Genomic DNA, 25,469 nt, shown 5'->3' on the forward strand with positions numbered 1-25,469 from the left:
AATCAATCATTTAGGGGTTAGTAGATCCAGTTTTGCTAACCCCAAATAGCGAATGCCTTCTGGCGTCACGTCAAAGCGACAGGGCAAAATCTCTACACCTTCACTAATCGCCTGTCTGAACAATTCTCCGTAAAGGCGATCGGCACTATCCCCCGGAGCAAAATCAGTACAATCCCCGCGATTAATAAAATACAGCATTACAGCCCTCGAACCCTGCCGCACCACTTCTATCAATTCTCTCAAATGCTTTTGTCCCCTCTCCGTCACTGTATCAGGAAATAAAGCCAACTCCTCTTTTACCCAAGTTGTATTTTTCACTTCCAGAAAAATTGGTTTTTCCTCACCAGTTAGCCAAAAATCCACTCTACTTTTTTTATCAGTGCCGTAAACAACCTCCGGTTGAATTAAACTGTAATTGCCCAACTCTGGAAACAATTTCAATTCCAAAGCTAATTTAACTACTCGATTTGGCAGCCCAGTATTAACTCCTACCCAAGTTGGCACAGTGTCGCAAACTTTAATTAATTCCCAAGTATAAGCTAACTTGCGTTTGGGATTGTCGCTGGGAGATACTAGCACTGGATTGCCCGGAATGTAAACACCAGTCATCGGGCCAGTATTCGGACAGTGCGCGGTGATTATTTCTCCCGAATCTAGTTCAATTTCGGCAAAAAATCGCTTGTAACGTTTGATGAGAATTCCGGGTAAAAGAGGAGGATATTTGTAAATTAAGCCAGTCATTAGATTTTATATTTTAGATTTTACCTATAACCGAATACCTGGGTTCGCACTTTTTAAATAAGTCTGGGAGCTAACACAATCGCTCATAAGTTATCAATTATATGTTATTTATCTGCTTTGATCAACTCATTTATTTCATCATTTTTAAATGGTAGATTTTAGATTGTAGATTTTAGATTGAGGCATCATAGCACGAAACGGCGGTTTGTAGTTAGTACGAAGAGTCCCGATCGATTATTGAATTTCCGCAAGTCAGTAATATCGATAAAATTGGTATCCGCGCAATTCCCCCTAGAAGTTTTATGAGTTCATGATATGATTCTCCCGATTCGCGATTAAAATAAGTGAATCCTTTTAGCATTAGCGTTTGTAACCATTTGTGTCCCAATTACAGAAGCCCTCTCGTTCCCTCGCAGGGATTGCCGGCATTGTCGCAGTCGCCACTCTAATTAGCAAAGTCTTTGGATTGGTGCGCCAAATTGCGATCGCCGCAGCCTTTGGAGTCGGTGTCGCCGTCGATGCCTACAACTACGCCTACGTCATCCCTGGTTTCTTATTTATTTTGCTCGGAGGGATTAACGGGCCATTTCACAGCGCCATAGTCAGTGTTTTAGCCCGCCGGGATAAAAAAGAAGCAGCACCCTTAGTCGAGACTATCACCACCTTAGTCGGGGGCTTGTTGCTGTTGGTGACGATCGCTTTAATTATTTTTGCCGATCCGCTGATCGATGTGGTAGCACCGGGATTAAATAGAACAGCAGAAGGTTTACAAATTAAAGCAATTGCCGTCCAGCAATTTCGGATTATGGCGCCGATGGCATTACTTTCAGGCTTAATCGGCATTGGTTTCGGCACTCTCAACGCCGCCGATATGTACTGGTTGCCATCAATTAGCCCTTTATTTTCCAGCGTTGCACTTGTTGGCGGTTTGGGGATTCTCGCAATGCAACTCGGAGACAAAATTATTCAGCCGGAATACGCACTAATCGGTGGCTTAGTGTTAGCTTGGGGAACGTTAGCGGGTGCAGTTTTGCAGTGGTTGGTGCAACTGCTGGCGCAGTGGCGCGCGGGGTTGGGAACATTGCGTTTGCGGTTTAATTTTAAACGACCGGGAGTGCAAGAAGTAATTAAGGTGATGGTTCCTGCTACCTTATCATCAGGAATGCTGCAAATTAATGTTTATACTGACCTATTTTTCGCATCCTACATCCCTCAAGCTGCCTCTGCGTTGGGTTACAGTGGCTTGTTAGTCATGACGCCTTTAGGCATCATTTCTAATGTAATTTTAGTGCCATTTCTACCCATATTTTCTCGCCTCACCGATCCGAGAGATTGGCCGGAATTAAAAGATCGAATTCGTCAATCTTTAGTTTTGACCGGCCTTACAATGCTGCCGCTGAGCGCTTTAATGATAACGCTGGCTGGGCCGATCGTCCGCGTTGTTTACGAACGCTATGCTTTTGATCGGTCAGCCTCGCAGTTTGTCGCGCCGATATTGATGGCTTACAGTATTGGAATGTTTGTGTATTTGGGACGCGACGTTGTGGTACGGGTATTTTACGCTTTGGGAGACGGGGAAACCCCTTTTCGCATCAGTATTATCAATATCTTTTTAAACGCTCTTTTGGATTATTTGTTGGTTGGAGCCTTTGGGGCGCCCGGATTAGTTTTGGCGACGGTGGGAGTGAATCTTCTTTCGATGATTATGCTTTTGTACTGTTTAGATAAAAAGCTGGGTGGCCTGCCTTGGGGGGAGTGGAGTTTACCTTTTCTGGGGTTAACTTCTGGCAGTTGTTTAACTGCTTTCGTTACCTTAGCTACTCTGCAAAGCTGTCAAAGAGTTTTGGGTACTGAAGGTTTGGTCGTTCAATTAGTGCAGTTGAGTGTGGCAAGTTTTGTAGGGTTAGGAGTTTTTGCCCTGTTTGTCAGTCAGATGAAGTTGCCGGAAGTTGATATGTTTGTCGATCGCATTCGTGGCCGTTTTCGCAAATAAAATTGTCGGGGCGGGTTAAGGGCGAAATACCAGACACAACGCCCACAATCTGCGTACAAAACCCGCCCTTTCCTTTACATTTTCCGCTGAAATTCCTCAAGAACATCCATCAATTGAACTTGACACTGCATCGGAATCAAATCTGCCAGTGGCACTTCCCGCTTGCCGCCGCCCAGCTTGACTGGAATTCCTTGCAAAACTTGTCCCACTTTGTCAGCATCTAAATTGCCATCTTCCAGCATGGAATAAAGTTGTTCGGCAACAACGGTATGCAGGTGAGCATCTCTCAGATACAAATGCCATTTGGCAATGTCAATGTAGACATTTTCGCCGATTTCGGCTGCTAAGGATTCGATCGCCTGTGTAGTATTAGCCATATCAAAAAAGCCGAAAGTTATTTGTTATCAATCAAAAGACTTAACAAATCGCCGCCAACTGCCTTCAGCCAGAATCTTTGGTGAGGGGCGAATAATCGGCGATCGCAAAATGGTAAATCGCGTGGGCCAAAACTACTAGAGCCCATCCACCCGTTACCGAAATAGCCCAAGGCCAATCAGCCTTTTGCAAATTGTGAACAAACCACAAACCTGAATTGGTAGCAGAAAAAAGACCGACGTGGATAGCAAAATTCATCCGGTCATCTAAGCGGCGGTACTCTGGATCATTGCGATCGGGTTTGCGGGGCCAACGAGGAGGCATAGTTTTTCACTTGATATTAGTAGTTCTGTGCCTATTTTAATCATAAGTGCAGCTTTTTGAATGCTGCATCCCTCTTTCGGTAGGAAACTTATGCCTCTACATTTTCATAGTCTCCAGACTTGCCGCCACTTTTACTCACCAGTCGAATTGACTCAATGGCGATCGACTTTTCCAATCCTTTCGCCATATCATACAAAGTCAGCGCCGCCACCGAAACCGCCGTCAGCGCCTCCATTTCCACCCCAGTTTCCGCCTTAATTTTCACCGTCGCTCGAATTTGATACCCCGGCAACCCAGCATCCGCTATCACCTGCACTTCCACACTACTCAGCGGCAGAGGGTGGCACAGAGGAATCAAATGTGCAGTCTGTTTCGCCGCCATAATTCCAGCCAGCCTTGCAGTGCCCAACACATCACCTTTCGGCGCATTCCCCGCTTCAATCGCCGCAAAAGTCTCCGGCAGCATACGCACCCTGGCAGCCGCCACAGCTTGCCGCACAGTGGGCACTTTCGCCGAAACGTCCACCATTTGGGCTTCCCCGCTGTTGTTGAGGTGAGTTAGCTGTGCCGCATCGGGCAATTTAGAAAAAGTTTGCGAAAGGTCTTGCATTATTTTGGTAATGGTGTTACTGTTAGATTCTGTGAGAAAAGAACTTAATCAATTTTAGATTAAATCTTAACTCAACAGGGGCTTGTAGCTTAGTTGGATAGAGTGCATGGCTACGAACCATGAGGTCGGGGGTTCGAATCCCTCCAAGCCCATTTAAAAACGTTATAAGCTGTGAGTTCTGAGTTTTGAGTTTTGAGTTTTGAATTAAGAAATTAATTCAACTCACGACTTAAAACTCAGAACTTTTTTAATTGGGTACGTTTACTGATGCAAAGCATAAATATCTTTGCCTCGACCGATCGCAAATTTCATCGAATTAGATAAGCCCTTGCTAGACTGAGTAATAAAAACCAGCAAAGCCAAACCAGCGAGTCCAGCCGCAAAACCAAACATATTTCTGTAGCCAACTTGTTCAGCCACAAAGCCTAAAGTCGGCCCCGCAATCGCAATGCCCAAATCAAATCCGCCAATACAAAGGGAAAACAAGCGGCCCCTTTCATGAGGTTCGCACCTGTCCGACATCAGCGTTACCATCATCGGCAAAACCGTACCGCCCGCGCAACCTTCAACCAAAGCGGCGATTAAAAAAGCACTGCTGGTGTTAGCAAAATACAACAATAACATCGACACGGCATAACAGATTAAGCCTGCAGAAATAAACAAGCCACGACCGTATTTGTCCGAAGCCCGTCCCGTGAGCAACCGTATACCGAAACTGGCGATAGCCGCCGTCGAATAAAATAATCCTGGATTCAAATTAGTCTTAGTTTCTTGGATAAACAAAGGCATAAAAGTGCTCAAAGTTCCAAATACTAAACCAACCACCAATAACACTAAAGCCGGAATCCGCACTCTCGGATTCCAGAGCATTTTCCAGTATTTTTGGCTATTTTTGTCCTCAGATAGCGAGTCCGAGAGTGTTAAACTTACAAAATTAGGTTCCGCAATTTTGCAGGTAAAAACTACAGCCGTTGCAGCGAACGCCGCCGACATCGCAAACAGAGGAGTATAACCAACCCAAGCTTGCACAAATCCGCCAATAGCCGGCCCAACTGCTAGACCAATAGGATTCACCAAGCTCATGTAACCAATTAATTCGCCCCGCTTTCCTGGCGGCGATAAATCTGTTACCAAAGCGCTGTAAGCTGTAGTAAAAGCGGCGATACTAATGCCGTGAAAAACGCGAATAAGTAACAGTAAGGGGATAGATTGAGCTAACAGGTAGCCCAAAGGGGCGATCGCAGCGACTGACGCGCCTAGAAGCAAAACTTGTTTTCGCCCCCTGCTGTCGGCTGTTTTACCCAACTGCGGCCTCGATAGCAAAAGTCCGATCGCAAATGCACCCATCACAAAGCCAATTTGCTGTTTTGTGCCGCCCACAAATTGAACATACAGCGGCAAAGTTGGCAGTAGCGAAGCCAAACTCGACCAGAATAGCAGGCCTGCAGTGAATAAAATCAGTAAGCTGCGTCTGGGTTGGGGATCGATTTCCCTAAAAATATTCAAGATGCTAATTCCCTTTAAATCTTCCTAGTGCAATCAAAGTAAGTTCGAGTGTCTCTATCATTGTGTTACAAATTCTTAAGATTTGCACCAAAAAAGTTGATATTCGACTCACTGTCAACTCTCAACCGTCAACCGTCAACCGTCAACTCTCAACCGTCAACCGTCAAAAAAGAGCATTCTTACCAATCAACCTCAGCCCTTTCCTCCACCACCCGTTCATAAACCCACTGGGTTTCTATCGCCAACTTCGGCCAACTAAACCGGCGTTCCAAATCTTGATAAGCATTGTCAACCAACCACTGCGCGTAACCCGGATTTTTCAAAACCTCCAAAATTCCCCAGGCCAAAGAATCCCGATTGTTTGCCTCAGTAACAACGCCAGTTTTAGTGTGCAGCACCACCTCTGGAAGTCCGCCCGCATCCGAAACCACCACAGGCACTCTTGCAGCAAAGCTTTCTAACGCTACAATCCCAAAAGGTTCGTAAAGACTGGGGAAAACCGCGCAGTCAGCCACCGTCTGGAATTTGTCGAGATGTTCCTCAAACATGAACCCAGTAAAATAACACTTATTCCAAATTCCCAAATGCCAAGCTAAATGTTTAAGATGGTCTGTATTGCCGCCGCCAACAATTACAATTTTCGCTTTACCCCCCATTTCCCAAATTACTTTAGGTGCCGCATTTAGAAATACACCAATGCCTTTTTCATAGCTAATTCTTCCTACATAATAGACAATTTTCTCATCGTCAGCAGCAAACCTTCGGCGGAAATCCATCGCATCAAATTCGTGCCAACGGGGCTTTTTATCGGGTCTAATTCCGTTGTAAATTACCTCTATTTTGTTCCACGGAGTCGCTAGTACCCGTTCGGCTTCCCGCCGCATATAATCACTGCAAACAATTACTCGCCAAGAATTGTAAGCGAGGTCGTTTTCCTTGGCGTTAATGTAGCGCTGTCCTTCATTGTGGATGCCGTTGAAGCGCCCGTATTCGGTGGCGTGGATGGTGGTAATTAGCGGTACTTTAAAGGTATGCTTGAGGGCGATCGCCGCATCTCCCACTAACCAATCGTGAGCGTGGATGATATCAAAGGGGCCTTCCTCAAGCATCAGTTTCCCGCCTTGGTGGCCCATGCTTTGGTTGAGGTTCGCCACCCAGTGAAAAAAGTCCCTGGCGTGCCCCACCACCACCCGATGCACACGTATTCCTTCCACCACTTCGTACATCGGCGCGTGGCCGAACTCTACTGTAATTAAGTGAATTTCGTGCCCCAGCTTCACTAATTCTGGATATAGTTCCGATACGTGGCGGGCGATACCGCCTACGATTCTGGGAGGAAACTCCCATGCCAATACCAAAATTTTCATCTTTCTCCCTCCAAATAATTTATATAACTTAATGTTTAGAGTTAACAGATTTATTGTATAATGATCACCCTTAAATTTAAGTTGATCGCAAGTTGATGCCCAATGCCTGACTTTTGGCAGGAACAAAGACAGAAAATCATGCCTAAAGCTGGTTTTTGCATGAAATTGCTCGATCGCCATTACCTGAAAAAAACAGGTTTCCTCAAGATTTAAGGCACTGAGGCAAGCAATGGCGATCGTAACTACCCGCTTACCGTTTCTTCAAAATCGGCTCCAATTCACCGCGAAAACGGGTCCAAGCAGCAGCCGATGCAGAATTAGAAACAGCACCCTGACGCATCAAAATCGCGCCGTCTTCAAAGCCAACAATTCCGTACTCTCCAGATTTGGACATTCGCTCGATCGCCGGTACGATCTCCCGCAACTGTCCCCGTTCCCCGCGAAACGCAGTCTGATACTGCTGCAACTGCCACATATCGGCAATTACATATTGCATCTTCACTGCCTTCCCCGCATCATTGCGGAGTTCAAACATCGGAAACCTGAGAATTTCCCGCCTGCTTGACAAAATCGGCACAATAGTATTCGTCGCTGCCACGCTAGCATCAGCAGGAATTTGAGCCAACAGCGGCCGCACTTGCAAAACGTGCTGCCATTGTCTGACGAGAGGAACCTGCACCCAAGGATCGATCGCATCGGGCAAAATCCAAGAAAAAGTCCGATTTGGGTTAGAAGTGAAGGTAAAAAATAGCGACAAACAGATGCAAAACGCCCAAAAGCGGCGAAACTTTGAAGATGAAGGCAGAGGAAATAAAGCAGAAGGAAAACGCAAAAACATTCTTTCCTCTCTCACCATTCTATCTTCTTCCTTTTGACGCTGGGCCCACCACAGAATTGCCCCATAAAAAAGCCCTGGAACCACAGTCATCGCATAGCGAATATTAATCGCCAGCACCGACTCTCCTTTCGCTAAAAATAGCTTCAGCAGCGGAAATCCAGCTATCATCCAAGACGCAGGCGCGAAAGCAGGAACCAAAGCTAATGGCAACCACTGACCAAGCAGGTATCTAATCTTACCAAAAAACGGCGTAAATAATTGAGCCACCAACCGCCCGGGATTGCTCACCATTCCCCAAATAATTTCTAGAGTAGAAGCTTCATCTCCATCGGCATATTGGCCGAAGCGCTCCATCATAAACCGCTGGGATATATCAGCAGAAAACAAAGGCATAATCAGATTGGTCAGGACGATCATATAACCAAAACTGAGTATGCAGACAGCCAAACCAGTCCGAGGGTAGCGCCGGCTCAAAATCAGGTAAACTCCGACGCCAAATAAAACAACTCCCCCATCTTCTCGCACGGCCAAAATTAAAGTTGCCAGAATCCCAAACAGCGGCCACCAGCGCTTCTCCATCGCCAGCAGCAAGCCAAAGACATAAAGTGGGATTTGACAAATATCGTGAAAATTGCCCAAAGTCGGGCCGATGACCGCGTTAGCGCAGTAATAGCTCACAACTATTGTCGCCGACAGCCTCGGTTCCAGATAGTGTCTGGCGAGAGCATAGAGCACTCCTCCAGCCGCCGTAATTAAAGTCACCTGCAACACCGTCAAAGTGACGGGCGAGGGAAACAGCGAGTAAATTGGCAGCCACAGCATTAGCGCCGGGGTGAAATGCTGCCCCAACCGATAGTAAGATACGGACGGGAGCTGATTTTGGTGAACCACATTAGTGGACAAAGCCGAAGAGAGGGAACTCTCAAACAAGTGACCCTGAGTGCCATTCCAAAAAAGTTGATTGAAAATGCCTTGGTCGTAAGTAGCGTAAAAGCTGTAGTAGCGGTGCAGCGTCAGCAACAGGCACAGCACAAAAAAGGCCGCCGCCACTTGAACCACCACCCGCAGCGACTCATTTTTCTTCCATCTCAAAAATATCATCTGCCCGCCTGTAATGAAATTATCGGACAATAGCATAAATCTAAAGTAAGTATTAAATTAAAGTAGAAGTGAAATAACTCGGCTCGGCAATGCTCAATTATTTTCACCCGATCGAAAAGCTCAACAGCGTCCATCCAACACCAGGCACCAGCGGCACTGACTGTTCTCCCGAACAGCCGGTAAATCCCGCACCGCTTTTACAGCTTTTGCTGTTTGTAGACAAGCGTTCCTCTTCCCGGGAACAGACCAGACACATCCGCAAGTCCCTAAAGGATTTGAAAGCAGAGTGCGACTTTGAGCTTCAAATCATCGACGTAGGAGAACAGCCCGATTTAGCCGAACACTTTAAACTTGTAGCCACTCCCTCGCTGCTCAAAATTCATCCCGATCCCCGACAAACTCTCGCCGGCAGCAATTTAATCGCCCAACTCGAACACTGGTGGCCGCGCTGGAAGCGTTCTGTAGAAGAATACGCAGCTCAGCAGCAGTCGGCCTCAGCTCTCGCGGAAACCCTGACTGACGCAAAACCAATCTATTCCGTTGCTTGCGCCGCCGAAATTGTGCAGCTTTCCGATGAAGTTTTTCGCCTCAAACAGGAAAAAGAACACCTGCAAGAGCAGTTGCAGTTGAAAGACCGGATTATTGCGATGCTAGCTCACGACTTGCGAAATCCCTTAACGGCCGCATCTTTGGCTTTGGAGACTTTGGAGTCAAGTCAGAAGGTGAAAGAGGGGGAAAAGTCACGTTTGACACCGAGTCTGGCAGCTCATTTGATGAAACAAGCCCGCCGCCAAATCCGAATTGTCGATCGGATGATTACAGATATCCTGCAAGCAGCCCGGGGTACAAACGCTCAACTCCACATTGAACCAAAAAAAATCGAACTGGGAGCGATTTGTCAAGATGTAATAGGGCAATTTCAAGACAAATTTCAGGCGAAAAGTCTGAACTTAGAAACAGACATTCCCGCAGATTTGCCCTTGGTTTATGCCGATCCCGATCGCATCAAACAAGTCATAGTCAACCTGCTTGACAACGCCAGCAAGTACACCCCAGACCAAGGAACTGTTAATCTGTCCATTCTTCACCGCACCGCTTACAAAGTTCAAGTCAGCATTTGCAACAGCGGCCCGGGAATTCCTGAAGAAGATTGCGCGAGCATTTTTGAAGACAGCTTTCGCTTGCAGCGAGATAAATCAACAGACGGTTACGGCATTGGACTGTCTCTGTGTCAAGGCATCATCCGTGCCCACTACGGTCAAATTTGGGTAGACTCTGTACCCGATAGAGGCAGTTGTTTTCACTTTACTCTGCCCGTCCAAAAATAAAACTTAGCTGTAGATTTGTCAGTTGTCAGTAGCAACCGAGTTTGATATTACAGCTCAACTTTTCCGCAGTGCAGCAATAATCTGTGCGTTTGCCTTGGGAAAAGTAAATTGGTCAATTTCGTCGAGTGTCACCCAGCGAATTTCATCGCATTCGATCGTTTGCGGTTCCCCGCTGACGTGGCGGCAGTGGTGCACGTATAGTCTAACTGTAAATTTAGTGTAGTCGTGGTCAATTGTAATCAAGCGATCGCCAACTTCTACGACAATCCCCAACTCCTCCATAATTTCCCGTTTTATGCAAGCTTCGATTGTTTCCCCAGGCTCTATTTTTCCGCCCGGAAACTCCCAGAAACCCCCGTGCAGTCCATGTTGTCGGCGCTTGTCAATCAAAATTTGTTGGCGATCGTTCCAGATTGCAGCAACGCCGATAACTTTGTGGGCAAAAGGAGGAAGAGACATATTTATTAATTAGGAATGGGGAATAGGGAATGGGGAATGGGGAATGGGGAATTTAAGAATAATATCAATAATTATTCAATTATTTTTTAATCTAAAATCTAAAATCTAAAATATTAAGCCCCCATCTTGCGAGGGGGGGCTTGACACTTGGATCACTTAAATGTTAAGAATCTACTAATCGTCCGAGCCATGTCTCTCACTGGCTTGTATCGACTTTTCAAAAGTCATTCGCTGTTCGGCATTTTTGAGAAAATAACCGCTAATCATAGCCGAGGCGAGCAATCTACCCAAATGTTCGCGACTGGTAGTCACTGTCACCCCGAAGTGTTCCGAAGGCAAATTCCCCAAAAGTCCAACAATATTTCGCTCCATTACTTGAAACACTTCGTGAGAAGTCGGCTTAGACAACTGAGAAACTGTGTCGGGAGCCATTGACTGCACGTATTGCCATAATAAGTTGGCATTTTCTCCGTCTTCTTCAAAGAATTCTGGGGATTTATTAGATGAGTTGCTCACGAGTACCTCCGTTTCAGACACAGCTTGTTATGTTAGACGCGGGCGGTTAAATTAAATAACCCTTATCTGATGGCTGCTGATCTTTATTACTAAGTAATTACTAATGTAGCAGGACAGTCATAGCAACCAAGTGGGCACAACCGAATTAAAAGCGGCGGTTTTTACGATTTTAGATAGGGGATTGCAAGTGGGGGGAACCCGATCGTCAATCCCCAATCTACCTAGCTGGCTAGATAATCGTTGATATCTTGCTTGCGCTTGCGGAGTTTGGTTAAAGCTTCCCGTTCTATTTGCCGCACTCGTTCCCGACTGATGTTGAGACGATCGCCTATTTTGGCCAAAGTTAGGGTTTGCCCGTCTTCTAAACCGAACCGCAAGGCGAGCACTTCTCGCTGTTGCTGAGTCAGTTCCGCCATCAGGTGGTCTAAGTCAGTCCGCAGGGAAGATTGCAGGGCAAAATCTTCTGGCGTAGTACCCGTATCTTCCAACAAATCGCCCAACTCTGTATCTTGATTGTCTCCCACACGCAAGTCCAGGGAAAGTGGCAGGCGCGCGCGATCGAGATATTCGCGAATCTGTTTGGGAGTCAATTCTAGCTCTGATGCCAATTCAGCAGCCGTGGCCGCGCGACCAAGCTGTTGAGCAAGTTGGCGCTGAGCTTTTTTAATTTTGTTGAGCTTTTCGGTGATATGGATCGGTAAGCGGATGGTGCGGCCTTTTTCGGCGATGGCCCGAGTAATTGCCTGACGAATCCACCAATAAGCATAAGTAGAAAATCTATAGCCCTTAGTGGGGTCAAATTTTTCTACTCCCCGCTGCATCCCGATCGTGCCTTCCTGAATTAGATCCAGTAAATCTACGTTGCGCTTGATATATTTCTTGGCAACAGAGACTACCAGGCGGAGATTCGCTTCCACCATTTGGCGCTTTGCCCTTTCCCCGTTTTCGATCGTCCGCTGCAACTGTGCCTCAGACAGCCCAACTGCCTGTGCCCATTCAGCCGCCGTCGGGTCGCGGCCTAACTCTTCGGCTAAAATATCTTTCTCCTGATGCAGTGCGGTTGAGCGCTGTACCTGTTTCCCGTAGAGTATTTCTTGCTCATGGGTCAACAAGGGAACGCGGCCGATTTCCCGCAAGTAAGCGCGAACAGAATCTGTATCTGAGGACTTAAGAGTTTTCATGAGCTTTTCCCGCTGAGGATCTGTGCCTCTAAAGGTTTGCGGTAGTCGCAAACCCCTAGCTTTAGCTGGGAAGGAAAGCGGGCGGGGACTTGCGCTTTCCTTCCATTTAAAGAGGCTTAATTTTATGGTAGCTAGCTACTACTCCCAGTCAGCACCGTCTCAGGTTAGGTTTTGGTTGGGGCGTGCACAATACTACGTTATGTTAAGAATCTTAACATTTGTGAGAGCACTTGGCTACACTTCTTCATATTTATTTCATACCAGCCTGGACTGTTGATACGAGAGTACCCGCTTTCCTGGCTTTACAGTTTGCATCAATATAAACAACATCCGCCACATCTCAGAGGGGTAGATTGGTAGAGGGGGAGATGGGGGGAATGGGGAGAGGGGGAGATGGGAGGGAATTTGATCCTTTTGGCACAGTGCAAGAAAAAAATACAAAAAATACAATTTAAATGCCCAACAGCTTTTCAATACCCTGAATATGAAGTTACAGATATTGATGAACCCGCCCCAACAGATAATGACTAATGACTAATAACTAATGACTTCTTTGCCGTTGAGCTTCGTACAAGATGAGGGCTGCGGCGATCGAGACATTTAAAGATTCTACGCCACGACTCAGGGGAATTTGGATTTGTCGATCGGCCAAACTCCTCAATTCTTCCGACAAACCAGAGCCTTCGTTGCCCAAAACTATCAGAGTCGGCACTCGCAAATCTACTTCCCAATAACTTAAACTGGCCCCGGCTACGGTTGCTAAAATTTGCATTCCTCGATTTTTATACCCGGAGACTTCGGCAGTTAAATCTGGACTGACTGCCATTGGCAGCTTAAACCAAGCTCCTGCTGAGGCGCGCAGCACTTTGGGATGGTCTAAATCGGCGCTGTCTGCGCTCAGCAGCAAACCGTCGGCATTAGCAGCCGCAGCCGTGCGGACGATCGCCCCCAAGTTGCCGGGATCTTGGATTGTTTCTAAGGCTATTCCTAAAGTTGACAATTTTGCGGGTTCTGTTGCAGTGCGGGGTGCGGTGGCGACAATGCCGTCGGGTTGGACTGTAGTGGCGATCGACTCTAACACTTTTGCACTTACTAATTCTGTGCGATCGGCTAAATTACCAACTTGCTCCCAAAGTTCCCCGTGCCGATCCAGCCATTCGGGAGTGCAGCAAACAGTTGCTAGGGGGTATTTGGCAGCGCAAGCTTCCTCCAGCAAGTGCGTCCCTTCGAGTAAAAATAATTGTTGTTCCCTGCGTCCCTTCGAGCTGTGCAGCTTGCGAATTTCTTTAACTAGGGGGTTTTGAATACTTGTCAGCATTGTTTTATTCAGCAGAGCGAATGGGGTTATTGCCTGTATCGGGTTAACCCCAAACTTCCTTCTGCCTTTGGAATGCGGAACCCGGGACTTGAACCCGGAAGGCTTGCACCACATGAACCTGAATCATGCGCGTCTACCAATTCCGCCAGTTCCGCATCGGTCACGAATTACTACTTTGCCATAATTTCGCGAATCTGTCAAGTGTTTTGGGGAATTTATTTTTTTGTGGGCTGCGAGTAATATTTTTTTGCACAAATTAATGTTCGGGTTGAGAAATCCTTTAGTTTGGAGTATTTACTGTTAGCCAAACATCGCAAAATGCTGTGTAGTTGAGTAGGGTGCCTCAGATCGCGTCCCGTTATTAATAATCCACAAGCTTTGATCTGACGCACCCTACGGGATTTGCTGAAAAAAGGGGAATCTAATCAGCCAAATCGGGGAAAACGTCGCGCACGGCCGGATGCACCAATCGATGATTCTGCACGTTCAATCCCTTCGCCAGACTCGGATTCATTTCCAAAGCTTTAATCCCGTTATTTGCCAACTGCAAAACATAAGGCAAAGTGCTGTTATTCAAAGCTTGAGTCGCAGTCCAAGGCACAGCACCGGGCATATTCGGCACGCCGTAATGCACAACTCCTTCCTCAACATAAGTAGGATTTGTGTGAGAAGTTACCCGCAAAGTTTCCACGCAGCCGCCTTGGTCAACGGCTACGTCAACAATCACAGAACCGGGGTGCATCTTCGCAACAAATTCGCGAGAAACCAGCACCGGAGCTTTTTTACCTAAGACCAAAACCGCGCCGATTAATAAATCAGCATCGGGAACAACTGCTTCTATTTGTAAAGGACTGCTGTAGAGGTATTCTACTCTGGAACCGAACAGAGTTTCTAAATAGGCTAGGCGATCGACATTTACGTCTAATATCTGCACTCTCGCGCCCATTCCTACAGCAATTCTGGCTGCTTCTGTGCCGACAATGCCGCCGCCCAAAATCACAACTTTACCCGGTCTTACCCCCGGTACACCACCCAAAAGTACGCCCCGACCACCTTGCTGTCGTTCCAGAAACCGAGCTCCGAACTGCACGGACAAACGCCCTGCAATAATGCTCATCGGCGTCAGCAGCGGCAATTTTCTGTCCGGGAGTTCGACGGTTTCGTAGGCGATGGCCTGGACTCCGCTGCTGATTAAATGCTCGGTTAATGTGCGATCGGCTGCCAAGTGCAAATATGTAAACAGCAACTGCTCTTTTTGCATCAGCGGATACTCAGCAGGCAGCGGTTCTTTAACTTTAACAATTAGTTCGCGATTCCAGACATCTGAAGCCTTTAAGACAATCTTAGCGCCTGCTTCAACGTAGTCCTCGTCCGCAAAACCGGCCCCAGCACCAGCATTCGTTTCCACAAAAACTGTGTGGCCTTTGTCCGAACAAGCCCGAACACTTGTGGGGCTAAGCCCGACTCGAAACTCTAAATCCTTGATTTCCTTGGGGACGCCTATTTCCATCTATAACCTCTAATCTAAGCCGTACCTCGACTCTAGCTTAGAAATAATCCGATCGGCATCATGTTTTACAATACCATTTTAGATGTTAGATTTTGAACCCCCCGTTTACAGCCCCCGACTTTTTCAATAAGTCTGGCTTCTAGAGGAATTTGGAGATACTAGATTTGGAAATCATGCTGTGCGGGCGAACATTTTTTTAATTTTCAGCCACGGCGATCGCACTTTCCCAAATAGGTCATTTCCCACAAGGTCGATCGTATTTTTAGCTCGCTCTAATTCTAACATTAGTTGTTAGATCTGAAGCTGCCAGCTCTCTAATTCTGACTGAGCTTCTTGCAAATTAACCCGCACTTCCTTTTCGCCGGTGTTTTTTACCATCGCAATATCGCGATAGCCGAGAGACTGAAGTGCCAAAAATACTATTTTCCTGTTATTTGGTCAAAATTCATTCACCGCTCTCGCCACACCGTAAGGTAAGATTTCGCATACTGACCAATTCATGCAGTCCTTAAAAATCAACACCCCGGCCGCTTGCACTGCGGATGTTTTTCTATCTATTCCAGGAGTTGGCTTATATTTTAGAAAGTAAAATTATATTCTAACCTTCAAGCGATCGCGCGTCTATTTCTATTTTGCAGAAGTCTAATAGACTTTATTAAAAAATTAGCCTAAAGAAAGTCTGCTGTCAATATATTCGATCGGTCATTTATAATTTAACAGCAGCGACTCAGGTCTCTAAAAAAAAATGCCACGAATACCTACCTTAACATTCGATCGCGGAACTCTATTGCTGCACCCGCCGCCCAAAGGCAGAGACTGGGTGGACTTTGCCACTTGGGACGATCGCGTGGAAAAATACCGCATTCGAGCCATTCACTACCGCCCGCTGGTAGAATGCCTGCAAGCCGAGTGCATTCACTTCACCGACGAAGCTAGGGCATACGAATTACTCGAACTCATACCCAGCGTGGAAATGCAGCCTTACCCACATCAAGAACAAGCCCTCGCAGCTTGGCAGGAAGCAGGCAGTCAAGGAGTAGTCGTCCTCCCTACAGCTTCCGGCAAAACTTATCTGGCACAATTAGCCATGCAAGTCACTGGTCGCAGTACATTAATTGTAGTACCAACTCTCGATTTAATGCACCAGTGGTATGCTAATTTAAAAGCAGCTTTTCCCGACATCGAAATCGGATTGTTGGGCGGAGGTTCGCGGGACAAAACGCCAATTTTAGTGGCAACCTACGACAGTGCAAGTATTCATGCAGAAACCTTGGGCAATAAATACGGTTTGCTGGTTTTTGACGAATGCCACCATTTGCCAACGGACTTTTATCGAGTAATTTCCGAATATGCGATCGCGCCTTTTAAACTCGGACTGACAGCTACACCCGATCGCACAGATGGTCGCCACAGCGATTTACATTTCCTGATCGGCCCGACAGTATTTAGCAAAAGACCCGAAGATTTGGCAGGCGATGCTTTAGCAGATCATAAAATAGTTCAAATCATGGTAAAACTGTCACAAGAAGAAAGTGCTCGCTACGCAGAATTAATCAACATTCGCAACGACTTCTTAAAACAGTCTAACATCAAAATATCCAGCCTCGAAGGTTGGAAACAGTTTATCATGGCAAGCGCGCGATCGCCCCTAGGACGGCGCGCCATTCTAGCCCACCGCCAAGCCAAAGAAATCGCCCTTTGTACCGAAGGAAAACTGCGAATCTTAGCCCAAATACTAGCAGAACATTCTCCCCAACGCACCCTAATTTTCACGGGTGACAACGCCACAGTTTACCGAATTTCCCAAGAATTTCTCATCCCCACAATTACCCACCAAACCCCAGTCAAAGAACGCCACGAAATTCTCGATCACTTTCGCAGCGGCGAATACAAAACCCTAGTCGCCTCCCACGTCCTCAACGAAGGAGTGGACGTTCCCGACGCCAGAATTGCTATCATATTGTCAGGAACGGGCAGCGAACGCGAGTACATTCAGCGATTGGGTCGAGTTCTCCGCAAAAGCAGCGATGCAAACAAGTTAGCAATTCTCTACGAAGTCGTCACCGAAGACACCAGCGAAGAAAGAACTTCTCAACGCCGCCGAGGAGGAATGCAGCCTCACAAACCCCAACCACAAACACAAATAGAACCGCCAAAGCCAGAATATCAGCAAGTAGAAATTATCAAGCCCACTCCGATTTACGGAGTCAACCGCCAGACAACCCAGCGCGCGGCCGAGTCGCCTCAAAAATGGGGAGAAAATAATGATGAAGAAAATGAAGATTAAATATTGCAAACTTAGTGTATAATCTCATTAACAACTAATTTACCTTACCTAAAAATGAGCGCAACTGCACAAATAACTAACTTTAAAGTCTTCCCCAAGCATATTGGAGTTTGGGAGGGAAACTGGACAAGACTCGATGCCGACTGCAAAGAAACCGAGCGTTTGACATCAGTGTTAACCATGAAAATTGTTGACAACGAGTGGAGGCAAACAAACGTTCAAACTTATGCCAATGGCAAGAGTGAAACCAAAAATTTTGTGGGTCATGTTGTCGGTGAAGGGCAAGTGCAATATGAAAGCCCAGACTCGGTTTTTTCCAACTACAAAACACTAGCCACAGAAGTTGGAGATAATTTGATAATTTTTCAAACGTGGGACAAAGCAACTGGCATTCTGATGGCTGTTGAAACCATCAATATCGTCAGTTCCGATCGGCGAATTCGGACTACCCAACTCTTGACTGAAGAGGGAAAACTTAGGGGAGTTACGGTGATTGTTGAAAAAAAAATTGAGTAAAACTTTTCACTGCTTATGCTACCAACTGATTTATTAAGTCACCGCCAAAACGGGGAATCAATCATCCCGCTCCGCCTCAAGATAGATGCTAAAAACTTAGAAGCAGCAAAGGAAACGATCGACTGCTTTCAAGAGTCGATCGGCAAAACCCAAGGCGAGCTCGACGGACGCTTGCTAGAATTAGAAGGCGACAGCCCGGATTATCGGCTGAAACGGGGATTAGCGCACCTGCTGAAAGGCGGTTTCTGCACCTTGGAAGTCATCAGTCCCCTAGAACCCTCAGAGTTGAGACAGCGGGTTTTTGCCTTGTCTGCCCGATCGACTCCCAGCCCTCAATCCACCCAATTAACCCTGGAAAAAGTAGCAAGTGAACTCAGCCAAGACTTAAACAGAGAAGTTTTACCTCACGAAATCACTACAGGTTTATACGCCGATTTAAACGAAAATAAAATCCTCACTGAGTTTAATGCACCAACTCCCGAAAACTTGCTTCACAAATACAATCTTTCTCAAGTTCAAGGCATATTTTACCGAGCAAGTCAAGTCCAATTAACCGCCCACCGCAACGATCCAGGAGAATACAAACTCTTATTTCGCTATCTGAAACTATTTCAATTAATGACTTACATTGAAGGCGATGCAGACCACGGTTTTACACTGACAATAGACGGCCCTACAAGCTTGTTCAAACCCAGCACCCGCTACGGCTTAGCCCTGGCGAAAATGCTGCCGGCACTGCTGCACGTCACCAAATGGAGTATGCACTCGACACTGCACACAAAAGATCCTTTTAGTGGCGTTTTGAAAATAGGTAAATTCACCCTAAATTCCGACTGCGGTTTAGTCAGCCACTATCCCCCTGGCAAGCCTTATGATAGTATGTTAGAAGCAGCATTTGCTGAAAGATGGAATTCCACAAAAACCGAGTGGCAACTAGAGCGAGAAGTTGATTTAATTCCGATTCCAGGTAGTGTGATGATTCCCGACTTTCGGTTGGTGCATCCCGACGGGCGAGTATTTTTATTAGAAATAGTTGGCTATTGGCGGCCGGAGTATTTGCAAAAGAAATTTGCACAAGTACATAAGTCTGAATGCGATAACTTGATTTTAGCTATTTCCGAACGGCTGAATTTAGAAAAAGCCGGGGTGAATGTAAATGACGTGCCAGCAAAAGTAGTCTGGTTTAAAGATAAATTGTTGCCCAAATCAGTCCTGGAAGTCCTCGAAGAGTAACCAATCCGCGCCCCAGTTGGGAACTTCTTTCTTTCTCTCTCTCTCTCTGCGCCCTCTGCGCCCTCTGCGGTTCAAAAAAATCCTCCTCAAAAAATATCGCACATTCCCAGCTATACTAAAATAGGAATTCACCCAAATCCTTGCCACCGCATACTCTCACCCTAAAACCGATTGAAAAATGGCAGACACAAGTATTGTCGAAAGAATCAAAAAGCTTTTAGCCCTTGCCACCTCATCAAATGAAAACGAATCGACTGCTGCGGCCGAAAAAGCTTCCCTTTTACTGGCACAATACAATCTCAGCCTCGCGGATTTAGGACCAAATCACCAAGAAGAGATTGACGAAGACTCTGTTGAAACAACATCGAAATTTGTCACTTGGAAAATGATGCTGCTTTCGGGAATTGCCGACGCTAACGGTTGCAATGCCATGCGAAACACTTATAATGGCAGTATGTTTTTGGTGGGAACTTCTACAAACCTGATTGTTTGCAAACATCTGTACGAGTATTTGAGTTCTGCAATTGAAAAAAGGGCTAAATACCGCAAAGGAAACGGCAGGGGGTTGGCGTATCTGAATGCTTTTCGGGTTGGATGCGCGACAAGGTTAAGACAAAGATTGTTGGAACAAAAACAGGAGATGGAAGAGTCGGGGATTCCGGGTTCGGGGGATGTGGCGGCGACTCCAGGGATTGTAGTACGATCGATGTTTGAGAAAAATCAACAGGCGATCGCGGATTATCTAGAGGGCCGAGGGGTTAAAATTAGAACGAGAACAGATTCTCAAGTCAGCAGCGCGGCGGGTTTTAATTCGGGGTATGAAGTGGGCGACAAAATTAGTTTGCACAAGCAAGTGCAGCCGCAAGGGGATATGAAACAACTTAATGAATGTCTTTGAGTAGGATGTGCGATCGTGAAAATCAGCTTCCTAGGTTAGAATTAAAAACAGAAACTAACAGAAGAGAGCCATGTCAGACCAAGATATCGCTAATATAATTACGATCGAACCTGGTAAACGAGGTGGTAAACCTTGTATTCGAGGCATGAGAATTACAGTCTATGACGTGCTGGAATATCTTGCTTCTGGGATGACTTATCAAGAAATTCTAGATGATTTTCCCTATCTCATCCAACAGGATATTTGGGCTTGCTTGAGTTTCGCAGCTAAACGGTAATTGGAGCGAGAGCGTTATAGTTAAGTGAATAAGATACATAGGGTAAAAACATGACAGTTTACGATCTAACTATTGCTAAAATTAGCCAACTGCCGGAGTCACTTGTTCAAGAGGTGAATGATTTTATAGACTTTTTGCTCCTTAAATACAACAGTGAATTGCCACAGCTTACTGAATCAGACTTTTCTGACTATTTAAAGAATTTAGAAGCCTACGAAGAAAAGTTAGCCCGTGGAGAGATTCAATGGTAGGATCTTCATCAGTAAATCCAACATATACAAGAGGAGATGTTGTGTTATGCGATTTGAATCCGGTAGTTGGTACAGAGCAAGCTGGTATAAGACCTGTTGTCATCTTACAGATTGACCGTGCTAATGCAGTAAGTCCTCATACTATTATTGCACCGTTTACTACAAAGATTCGTCGCGCTCTTTTACCTTCTCATGTATTTGTTCCATCTGGAGTTGGGGGTTTAAATCAAGATTCAGTAATACTTTGCGAACAGATTCGAGTGATCGACAAATCTAGGGTTATTAGGGTAATCGGTCATTTAGATGAAAATTATATGGATGAGCTGGCAGTAGCCCTACGTGTGATTTTAGGCTTGTGAGCGATCGCTTTTCGTCATTGATTATGAGGATTGAGACCTAACTGAAATTCTGACAATTCATCATAGCAATTAAATATTCCTGAATCTGAAGTTAACCCAAATTATTTCATAGTTTGGGAATCATCTTGAATCTGAGCTTTTGTTGTTTCAGGAATTTGAAGTTGGTTACTGTCTTGGCTTTTTAAACATCAATTTTTTTGTAAATGTAATCAACAGCCTGTTGAACGGTACTAATTTGCTCGGCAACTTCATCGGGAATTTCAATGTCGAATTCCTCCTCGATTGCCATAATTAGCTCTACTGCATCGAGAGAATCGGCTCCTAAATCATTGGCAAAATTAGCGTTGATGGTGACTTGACTTGCATCAACTTCTAGTTGCTTGGCAATAACGGCTTTGACTTTTTCATAGATTTGCTGCTTAACCTTACCACTTGGGGAAGATTCAGCAAAAACGTTAGGAGTAGTGGTATCAGTTGTAGTTTCATCAGGATCTAATTCTGATTCGTCTTCCGATTTATCCCGGACTCTGAAATAGTAAAACAGATTAGCAACAGCAAAATCAGACGCTTTTTCCAAGTTCGACGATACTAAACTTTTATGACCAGCTATTTGCCCTTGCTCAAGGATATAATCTTCATACTCTTGACGCTGCTGCGGATCGAGCATTAATTCCAGTTGAGTCCGAAGAGAATAAAAATGAGACTTAGGCCGCAAATTTTCATAAAATAACTGTTCATCCGGTATTGCTGAAGCTGTTGTTGCTGATTTTTTATCACCGCTTGATGAAAAGTTTGCATTAGTAAAATCTTTACTCTGTAACTGTTTTAGCTCACTTTCGGGCAAAGCTTTAGTCCATTCAATCTGATTAAGCCAAATGTCTAAGGCAGCTAAATCGTGATTGTGAATTCGCGTGATTTCTGGGAAGAGAAAATCTAGTTCCTCGTCAGAGTCGCAGCCGGCAATTACTGTTAAGCCATCTTGACGGATTTGTTGTTGAAGTTGAGAAAGCCGATCGCCCGCAGCACCAAATTCATTTTGTACCTGATACGTGCCGATAATACTTTGCTCGATCGCCCAACTGCACTCTAACCGCCGCAACTGTCCCGCCGCACAAGTTTCTTCTAATAAATGCGGATTTCTGTAGTCTGCTAAAGCTTCAAACAACATCCCCCGCGCTGCGTCAATTTCAGCATTGCGACGGTTAATGTCTTGAATTTGCAAAGCCGATCGCATTCGTTGAATTGCTTGATTAAATAACCCGTAAGCCCGCACTAAGACTAGGCGATGGTTCTCAAATTTTATATCTGCAACCACTTCGGAAATTAATTGCTTAATTTCCGCGCCTTGACCTTTCAAAAGTTGTTCTAAATTGATGAAACCATTTTCTACTTTAACTTCCAGCCTCTCTACCGCTTTTTTTAGTTTCAATGTCTGGTGCAAATTCACCGCTGACAAGGCTACCCCAGCCACAGTTCCCACACCAATGACGGCTGTTGTCGCTTGCAGCACGCCCAAACTCGCTTGGACGGCTTGAAAGCCCATGTGCATTTGTTGCATCTGCAAGCCTTGCATCGCAAACTGCAACGGCGAGACTAACGGCGATAGCGGGCTGTTGTTGAGGGCCGCGCCCACGGCATGGGCGACGAACTGTCCCGTCGCTTCATCTCTGGCCATGCCGATCGGCACTCCAGCGGATGTAAACACTTGTACGTACTTGCCAGCCTCGATCGCAGCCTGTACCGCTGCGGGAAATACAAAGTTCATCATCAATTTTTACCGTGTTACCAATCCACAGAATAACTAATATATTATGATAGTTTCAATAAAAAAAATTATCTAAAGGCGCGGCAAATGGACACTTCGGTAATTAGTCCGCAAACGGTTGAGCTTATTTCCCGACTGACAGGGCAAAACCTACGAAAAGAGGATATTACTCCGCCCGTGCTTTTTCTTGCGGGATTGGTGACGGTATTGCTGGGAGTCATTCATGCCGACGGTACGGTAAGTGCTGAGGAAACGCAGCGATTGCGGACAACTTTTACGGAGCTTATTCCCGCTAACAACAATTTGCGCCCATTGGTAATGCCGATGGTTAAGAGCGTGCGGGAACAGCAAGTTTACAAGAAATTGACCGCGTTGCTGGCGCTGACAGCGTGTTTTTCTGAGGAGGAAAAACTGCTGCTGATTAGTTTTGGGTATCAAATGTCGGCGGCAGATGGGACAATAGATAAACGCGAAAAAGAGTATTTGACGATTGTCGCCAACAAACTCGGAATTGAGGGGCGATTTTTGACTGTTTTAGAAGCGAGTTTTAGCAGTCAAGCAATAAGCGATACAGCAGCTTTAGCAGAAGTCCACTCGTTACTCGATCCAGCACGATTTCAATCTATCGATTCTTTGTTTGTCCGTGCTGCCAGTCACATTATCGAACATTTGCCAGCAAAACCGAAACAACAAAACGATCGCAAGCATTCAGTATCGTCATATCAGCAGTTGAAAAAGTTTCAGGAGTATAGACAACAACTGGATGCGGTTTGCGGAAAACTCGGCTTAACTCTGCTAGATGGAAGCGATCGCAACGTGCTATCTCCTAATTTAACAGAAGAAGTAACAAAGATATCTCGTAAATTACAATCTCAGCGGTTTCGCGTTGCTGTTGTCGGCGAGTTTAGTAAAGGAAAATCTACTTTACTCAATGCTTTGTTGGGTGAGGAAATTCAACCGGTGCGAGATATTCCCTGTAGCGGTACGGTAACGGTTTTAAAATACGGGCCACAGCAGCGGGTTATCTGCAAATACAATGACGGACGCGAGGAGGAGATTTCACCTGAGCAATATAAAGATAAAGCTTCAATTTCTGAGGAAGTGGCTTTAGGTTCTTTTGGAGGTGAAATTGTCAATTCAGAAATCAAAGAAATCAGTTTCGAGCATCCGAATCTCGAATTGTGCCGCAATGGTGTAGAAATTATTGATTCTCCCGGATTGAACGAACAAGCGGAACGCACGTTAGTCACCGAACAGGTTCTCAAAACAACCGACGCGGTGATTTTCTTGACTCACGCTCACATGGTTTTGACAGAAAAAGAGCGAGAATTGCTTTTGTATTTGAAAAAAGAGTTGAATCCCGGCAAAGATGATGAACCTGCGAAGAGTATTTTTGTTTTAGTTAATTTTGCGGATTTGCTGCGTGGGGAAGAAAGACGCAACCAGGTAAGACAAAGGGTGGAAACGATTGTTAAGAGTCAAAATTCGATCGCTGGTGAAAACCGGATTCATTTGATCTCGGCTCAATCTGCACTTGAGGCTATTTTGGATGGGACGGAAAATGAGTATGTGAAATCTTTTCAGGATTTTACCAAATCTCTGGAACAGTTTTTGACAGTGGAAAGAGGGGCGATCGCACTTCGGCAGTCCGCCGCCGGAATTCAGCAAATTATTGACACTGGTTGTCAGGAATTGAATCAATGGTGGGAAATGTTAGAGGGAAAATTGACAGTTGATCGAGGAGATAAGCAGAAAATATTTGAACAAATGGCGGAAGTAAGCGGTCGCGAGGTTAAAATTAGATTTTTAGCTAATGAATTGATGGAGCAATCTTTAGAAGAAGCTCTTGAATCTTGGAATGAATGGGTGGAAGAATTGGGAGAACGCCTGATGGCAAAAAGTCATCGCTGGACTTCCGAACACGGACACATCATGAGTCAAGACAAGTTGACTAAAGATTATGCCGATCAATTTGTACGAGACATTACCAAAGAAATTGATGACTGGGGCAATCAAAAAGTACAGTCAATTTTACAACAAAATATGGGAGTGCTAGACAGCCAAATCGGTGAAGATATTGATGCAATACGGCAAGAATTTCAACAGTTTGACCAGCAACTCAGCACTAGCCTTGTCGCTCAATTCAATAACTTAGCAACAGCAGGTAGCTTAGGCGGATTTGGCGCAAGTGGAAGGGGAATTGCTTCCTCAATTAACCCAAATATCGGTAGTGATGAAAGCTTAGGCGTTGGTTTGGGTCTCGGTGCATTAGTAGGTGCTGGGTTGCTATTTTTTACAGGACTTGGTTTTATAGGAGTTATTTTGGGTGGCTTAGCTGCTGGCGCTGGTGGCGGTTTTGGCTTTAGTTTTTTAGATGGCGATGCTGTTAAAGATCAGATTAAGCAAAAAGTTTGCGAGTTAGGCGTTGAGAAATTTGACGAATCTGCCCAGTCTATTTTTGAGAAGGTACAAGAAAGAATTATTACAGTGTTTAACGATCGCACTAACGCCAATAGCGATGCGATGTCAAAAGCGATCTCGCTGTGGGATAATTTATTAGAACAGCAGGAAAAGCGCGATCGCCAAAATCAAGCAGAATGCGAGGCAGAAAAGGTTTGGCTGGCTGACAAACGTCGGGAACTAGAACAAGTACAGAGTCAAATTGAAACAATCTTAAATCAAAGTGATCGCTAGTTCAATGAGTAACAGGTAAGCG

Annotated in this window: 24 protein-coding genes and 2 tRNA genes; 11 read left to right on the plus strand and 15 right to left on the minus strand. The window is 45.6% G+C overall.

Annotated features, from left to right (window positions below; all coding sequences use genetic code 11):
- Nucleotides 1-6: 6 nt before the first annotated feature.
- Nucleotides 7-741, minus strand: a complete 735-nt coding sequence (sfsA, locus tag QUA25_RS11155) for a DNA/RNA nuclease SfsA (protein ID WP_333037584.1) — start codon at nucleotides 739-741, stop codon at nucleotides 7-9.
- Nucleotides 742-1,120: 379 nt separating this feature from the next.
- Here sfsA and murJ point away from each other — a divergent pair, with 379 nt between their 5' ends.
- Nucleotides 1,121-2,734 carry a murein biosynthesis integral membrane protein MurJ gene (gene murJ / locus QUA25_RS11160; protein WP_333037586.1) on the plus strand — a complete coding sequence of 538 codons (1,614 nt, stop codon included), beginning with the start codon at nucleotides 1,121-1,123 and terminating at the stop codon, nucleotides 2,732-2,734.
- A gap of 74 nt (nucleotides 2,735-2,808) precedes the next feature.
- Here the strand turns inward: murJ and QUA25_RS11165 are convergent, their stop codons facing one another.
- From QUA25_RS11165 to moaC, 3 genes are all read right to left on the minus strand, one after another.
- A complete protein-coding gene (locus tag QUA25_RS11165; RefSeq protein WP_333037589.1) occupies nucleotides 2,809-3,111 on the minus strand; it encodes a DUF3181 family protein in 303 nt (100 codons plus the stop codon).
- 64 nt (nucleotides 3,112-3,175) lie between these two features.
- A complete protein-coding gene (locus QUA25_RS11170) occupies nucleotides 3,176-3,433 on the minus strand; it encodes a 2TM domain-containing protein (protein WP_006633890.1) in 258 nt (85 codons plus the stop codon).
- Between the two features lie 88 nt (nucleotides 3,434-3,521).
- Entirely contained in the window at nucleotides 3,522-4,043 is a 522-nt protein-coding gene (gene moaC, locus QUA25_RS11175; RefSeq protein ID WP_333037594.1) for a cyclic pyranopterin monophosphate synthase MoaC, read from the minus strand.
- 78 nt (nucleotides 4,044-4,121) lie between these two features.
- Between moaC and QUA25_RS11180 the strand changes: the two genes are divergently transcribed.
- Nucleotides 4,122-4,195: transfer RNA gene (locus QUA25_RS11180), tRNA-Arg, on the plus strand.
- Between the two features lie 109 nt (nucleotides 4,196-4,304).
- Here the strand turns inward: QUA25_RS11180 and QUA25_RS11185 are convergent.
- From QUA25_RS11185 to QUA25_RS11195, 3 genes are all read right to left on the minus strand, one after another.
- Nucleotides 4,305-5,549 (minus strand): MFS transporter, encoded by a 1,245-nt coding sequence (locus tag QUA25_RS11185; protein ID WP_333037597.1) that lies wholly within the window; start codon nucleotides 5,547-5,549, stop codon nucleotides 4,305-4,307.
- 179 nt (nucleotides 5,550-5,728) lie between these two features.
- The gene (locus QUA25_RS11190) at nucleotides 5,729-6,916 is read right to left on the minus strand and encodes a glycosyltransferase family 4 protein (protein WP_333037599.1); all 1,188 of its coding nucleotides are present in this window, start codon (nucleotides 6,914-6,916) and stop codon (nucleotides 5,729-5,731) included.
- Between the two features lie 250 nt (nucleotides 6,917-7,166).
- Nucleotides 7,167-8,891, minus strand: coding sequence for a DUF2079 domain-containing protein (locus QUA25_RS11195; protein WP_333037601.1), 1,725 nt, complete (start codon nucleotides 8,889-8,891; stop codon nucleotides 7,167-7,169).
- 53 nt (nucleotides 8,892-8,944) lie between these two features.
- Here QUA25_RS11195 and QUA25_RS11200 point away from each other — a divergent pair, with 53 nt between their 5' ends.
- Entirely contained in the window at nucleotides 8,945-10,183 is a 1,239-nt protein-coding gene (locus tag QUA25_RS11200; RefSeq protein ID WP_333037603.1) for a histidine kinase, read from the plus strand.
- A 54-nt stretch (nucleotides 10,184-10,237) separates the two neighbouring features.
- On the opposite strand, the gene mutT is transcribed toward QUA25_RS11200, so the two are convergent.
- The 7 genes from mutT to QUA25_RS11235 all read right to left on the minus strand — a co-directional run bounded on the left by mutT (nucleotide 10,238) and on the right by QUA25_RS11235 (nucleotide 15,581).
- Nucleotides 10,238-10,642, minus strand: a complete 405-nt coding sequence (mutT, locus tag QUA25_RS11205) for an 8-oxo-dGTP diphosphatase MutT (protein WP_333037605.1) — start codon at nucleotides 10,640-10,642, stop codon at nucleotides 10,238-10,240.
- A 174-nt stretch (nucleotides 10,643-10,816) separates the two neighbouring features.
- A complete protein-coding gene (locus tag QUA25_RS11210) occupies nucleotides 10,817-11,158 on the minus strand; it encodes a DUF760 domain-containing protein (RefSeq protein WP_172187001.1) in 342 nt (113 codons plus the stop codon).
- Nucleotides 11,159-11,379: 221 nt separating this feature from the next.
- A complete protein-coding gene (locus QUA25_RS11215) occupies nucleotides 11,380-12,339 on the minus strand; it encodes an RNA polymerase sigma factor, RpoD/SigA family (RefSeq protein ID WP_333037606.1) in 960 nt (319 codons plus the stop codon).
- A gap of 541 nt (nucleotides 12,340-12,880) precedes the next feature.
- Nucleotides 12,881-13,657, minus strand: coding sequence for an RNA methyltransferase (locus tag QUA25_RS11220; RefSeq protein ID WP_333037609.1), 777 nt, complete (start codon nucleotides 13,655-13,657; stop codon nucleotides 12,881-12,883).
- A gap of 73 nt (nucleotides 13,658-13,730) precedes the next feature.
- Nucleotides 13,731-13,812, minus strand: a tRNA-Leu gene (locus tag QUA25_RS11225).
- Between the two features lie 266 nt (nucleotides 13,813-14,078).
- The gene (gene ald, locus QUA25_RS11230) at nucleotides 14,079-15,167 is read right to left on the minus strand and encodes an alanine dehydrogenase (protein WP_333037612.1); all 1,089 of its coding nucleotides are present in this window, start codon (nucleotides 15,165-15,167) and stop codon (nucleotides 14,079-14,081) included.
- A gap of 291 nt (nucleotides 15,168-15,458) precedes the next feature.
- Nucleotides 15,459-15,581: a hypothetical protein gene (locus QUA25_RS11235; RefSeq protein ID WP_333037614.1), complete on the minus strand. Its 123-nt coding sequence runs from the start codon at nucleotides 15,579-15,581 to the stop codon at nucleotides 15,459-15,461.
- Nucleotides 15,582-15,912: 331 nt separating this feature from the next.
- On the opposite strand from QUA25_RS11235, the gene QUA25_RS11240 reads away from it, so the two are divergent.
- From QUA25_RS11240 to QUA25_RS11270, 7 genes are all read left to right on the plus strand, one after another.
- Entirely contained in the window at nucleotides 15,913-17,454 is a 1,542-nt protein-coding gene (locus tag QUA25_RS11240; RefSeq protein WP_333037615.1) for a DEAD/DEAH box helicase family protein, read from the plus strand.
- A gap of 54 nt (nucleotides 17,455-17,508) precedes the next feature.
- Nucleotides 17,509-17,970 (plus strand): DUF3598 family protein, encoded by a 462-nt coding sequence (locus tag QUA25_RS11245; RefSeq protein WP_333037618.1) that lies wholly within the window; start codon nucleotides 17,509-17,511, stop codon nucleotides 17,968-17,970.
- A gap of 15 nt (nucleotides 17,971-17,985) precedes the next feature.
- Nucleotides 17,986-19,203, plus strand: a complete 1,218-nt coding sequence (locus QUA25_RS11250) for a DUF790 family protein (RefSeq protein WP_333037620.1) — start codon at nucleotides 17,986-17,988, stop codon at nucleotides 19,201-19,203.
- Nucleotides 19,204-19,381: 178 nt separating this feature from the next.
- Nucleotides 19,382-20,101 carry a DUF2786 domain-containing protein gene (locus QUA25_RS11255; RefSeq protein ID WP_333037622.1) on the plus strand — a complete coding sequence of 240 codons (720 nt, stop codon included), beginning with the start codon at nucleotides 19,382-19,384 and terminating at the stop codon, nucleotides 20,099-20,101.
- A gap of 70 nt (nucleotides 20,102-20,171) precedes the next feature.
- Nucleotides 20,172-20,378 (plus strand): DUF433 domain-containing protein, encoded by a 207-nt coding sequence (locus tag QUA25_RS11260; protein ID WP_333037625.1) that lies wholly within the window; start codon nucleotides 20,172-20,174, stop codon nucleotides 20,376-20,378.
- Between the two features lie 50 nt (nucleotides 20,379-20,428).
- Nucleotides 20,429-20,629: a DUF2281 domain-containing protein gene (locus QUA25_RS11265; RefSeq protein ID WP_333037627.1), complete on the plus strand. Its 201-nt coding sequence runs from the start codon at nucleotides 20,429-20,431 to the stop codon at nucleotides 20,627-20,629.
- A complete protein-coding gene (locus QUA25_RS11270; RefSeq protein ID WP_333037630.1) occupies nucleotides 20,623-20,988 on the plus strand; it encodes a type II toxin-antitoxin system PemK/MazF family toxin in 366 nt (121 codons plus the stop codon). Before QUA25_RS11265 ends, QUA25_RS11270 begins: the two co-directional genes overlap by 7 nt.
- Before the next feature lie 181 nt (nucleotides 20,989-21,169).
- On the opposite strand, the gene acpP is transcribed toward QUA25_RS11270, so the two are convergent.
- Nucleotides 21,170-21,400, minus strand: coding sequence for an acyl carrier protein (acpP, locus tag QUA25_RS11275; protein WP_333037666.1), 231 nt, complete (start codon nucleotides 21,398-21,400; stop codon nucleotides 21,170-21,172).
- Between the two features lie 1,440 nt (nucleotides 21,401-22,840).
- On the opposite strand from acpP, the gene QUA25_RS11280 reads away from it, so the two are divergent.
- Nucleotides 22,841-25,447 carry a dynamin family protein gene (locus QUA25_RS11280; RefSeq protein ID WP_333037631.1) on the plus strand — a complete coding sequence of 869 codons (2,607 nt, stop codon included), beginning with the start codon at nucleotides 22,841-22,843 and terminating at the stop codon, nucleotides 25,445-25,447.
- The last annotated feature ends 22 nt before the right edge of the window (nucleotides 25,448-25,469 follow it).

This window comes from Microcoleus sp. Pol17C6, assembly GCF_036701145.1.
In the GTDB taxonomy this organism is placed as follows: Bacteria; Cyanobacteriota; Cyanobacteriia; order Cyanobacteriales; family Microcoleaceae; genus Microcoleus.

Excerpts from the sequence above, each read along its gene's own strand:
- QUA25_RS11265 (WP_333037627.1), top strand. The coding sequence starts at position 20,429 with ATGACAGTTTACGATCTAACTATTGCTAAAATTAGCCAACTGCCGGAG.
- QUA25_RS11200 (WP_333037603.1), top strand. The coding sequence starts at position 8,945 with ATGCTCAATTATTTTCACCCGATCGAAAAGCTCAACAGCGTCCATCCA.
- mutT (WP_333037605.1), bottom strand. The coding sequence starts at position 10,642 with ATGTCTCTTCCTCCTTTTGCCCACAAAGTTATCGGCGTTGCTGCAATC.
- QUA25_RS11165 (WP_333037589.1), bottom strand. The coding sequence starts at position 3,111 with ATGGCTAATACTACACAGGCGATCGAATCCTTAGCAGCCGAAATCGGC.
- QUA25_RS11170 (WP_006633890.1), bottom strand. The coding sequence starts at position 3,433 with ATGCCTCCTCGTTGGCCCCGCAAACCCGATCGCAATGATCCAGAGTAC.
- QUA25_RS11215 (WP_333037606.1), bottom strand. The coding sequence starts at position 12,339 with ATGAAAACTCTTAAGTCCTCAGATACAGATTCTGTTCGCGCTTACTTG.
- QUA25_RS11240 (WP_333037615.1), top strand. The coding sequence starts at position 15,913 with ATGCCACGAATACCTACCTTAACATTCGATCGCGGAACTCTATTGCTG.
- QUA25_RS11250 (WP_333037620.1), top strand. The coding sequence starts at position 17,986 with ATGCTACCAACTGATTTATTAAGTCACCGCCAAAACGGGGAATCAATC.
- moaC (WP_333037594.1), bottom strand. The coding sequence starts at position 4,043 with ATGCAAGACCTTTCGCAAACTTTTTCTAAATTGCCCGATGCGGCACAG.
- QUA25_RS11195 (WP_333037601.1), bottom strand. The coding sequence starts at position 8,891 with ATGCTATTGTCCGATAATTTCATTACAGGCGGGCAGATGATATTTTTG.
- QUA25_RS11280 (WP_333037631.1), top strand. The coding sequence starts at position 22,841 with ATGGACACTTCGGTAATTAGTCCGCAAACGGTTGAGCTTATTTCCCGA.
- QUA25_RS11220 (WP_333037609.1), bottom strand. The coding sequence starts at position 13,657 with ATGCTGACAAGTATTCAAAACCCCCTAGTTAAAGAAATTCGCAAGCTG.
- ald (WP_333037612.1), bottom strand. The coding sequence starts at position 15,167 with ATGGAAATAGGCGTCCCCAAGGAAATCAAGGATTTAGAGTTTCGAGTC.
- QUA25_RS11255 (WP_333037622.1), top strand. The coding sequence starts at position 19,382 with ATGGCAGACACAAGTATTGTCGAAAGAATCAAAAAGCTTTTAGCCCTT.
- QUA25_RS11260 (WP_333037625.1), top strand. The coding sequence starts at position 20,172 with ATGTCAGACCAAGATATCGCTAATATAATTACGATCGAACCTGGTAAA.
- QUA25_RS11270 (WP_333037630.1), top strand. The coding sequence starts at position 20,623 with ATGGTAGGATCTTCATCAGTAAATCCAACATATACAAGAGGAGATGTT.
- QUA25_RS11190 (WP_333037599.1), bottom strand. The coding sequence starts at position 6,916 with ATGAAAATTTTGGTATTGGCATGGGAGTTTCCTCCCAGAATCGTAGGC.
- sfsA (WP_333037584.1), bottom strand. The coding sequence starts at position 741 with ATGACTGGCTTAATTTACAAATATCCTCCTCTTTTACCCGGAATTCTC.
- QUA25_RS11245 (WP_333037618.1), top strand. The coding sequence starts at position 17,509 with ATGAGCGCAACTGCACAAATAACTAACTTTAAAGTCTTCCCCAAGCAT.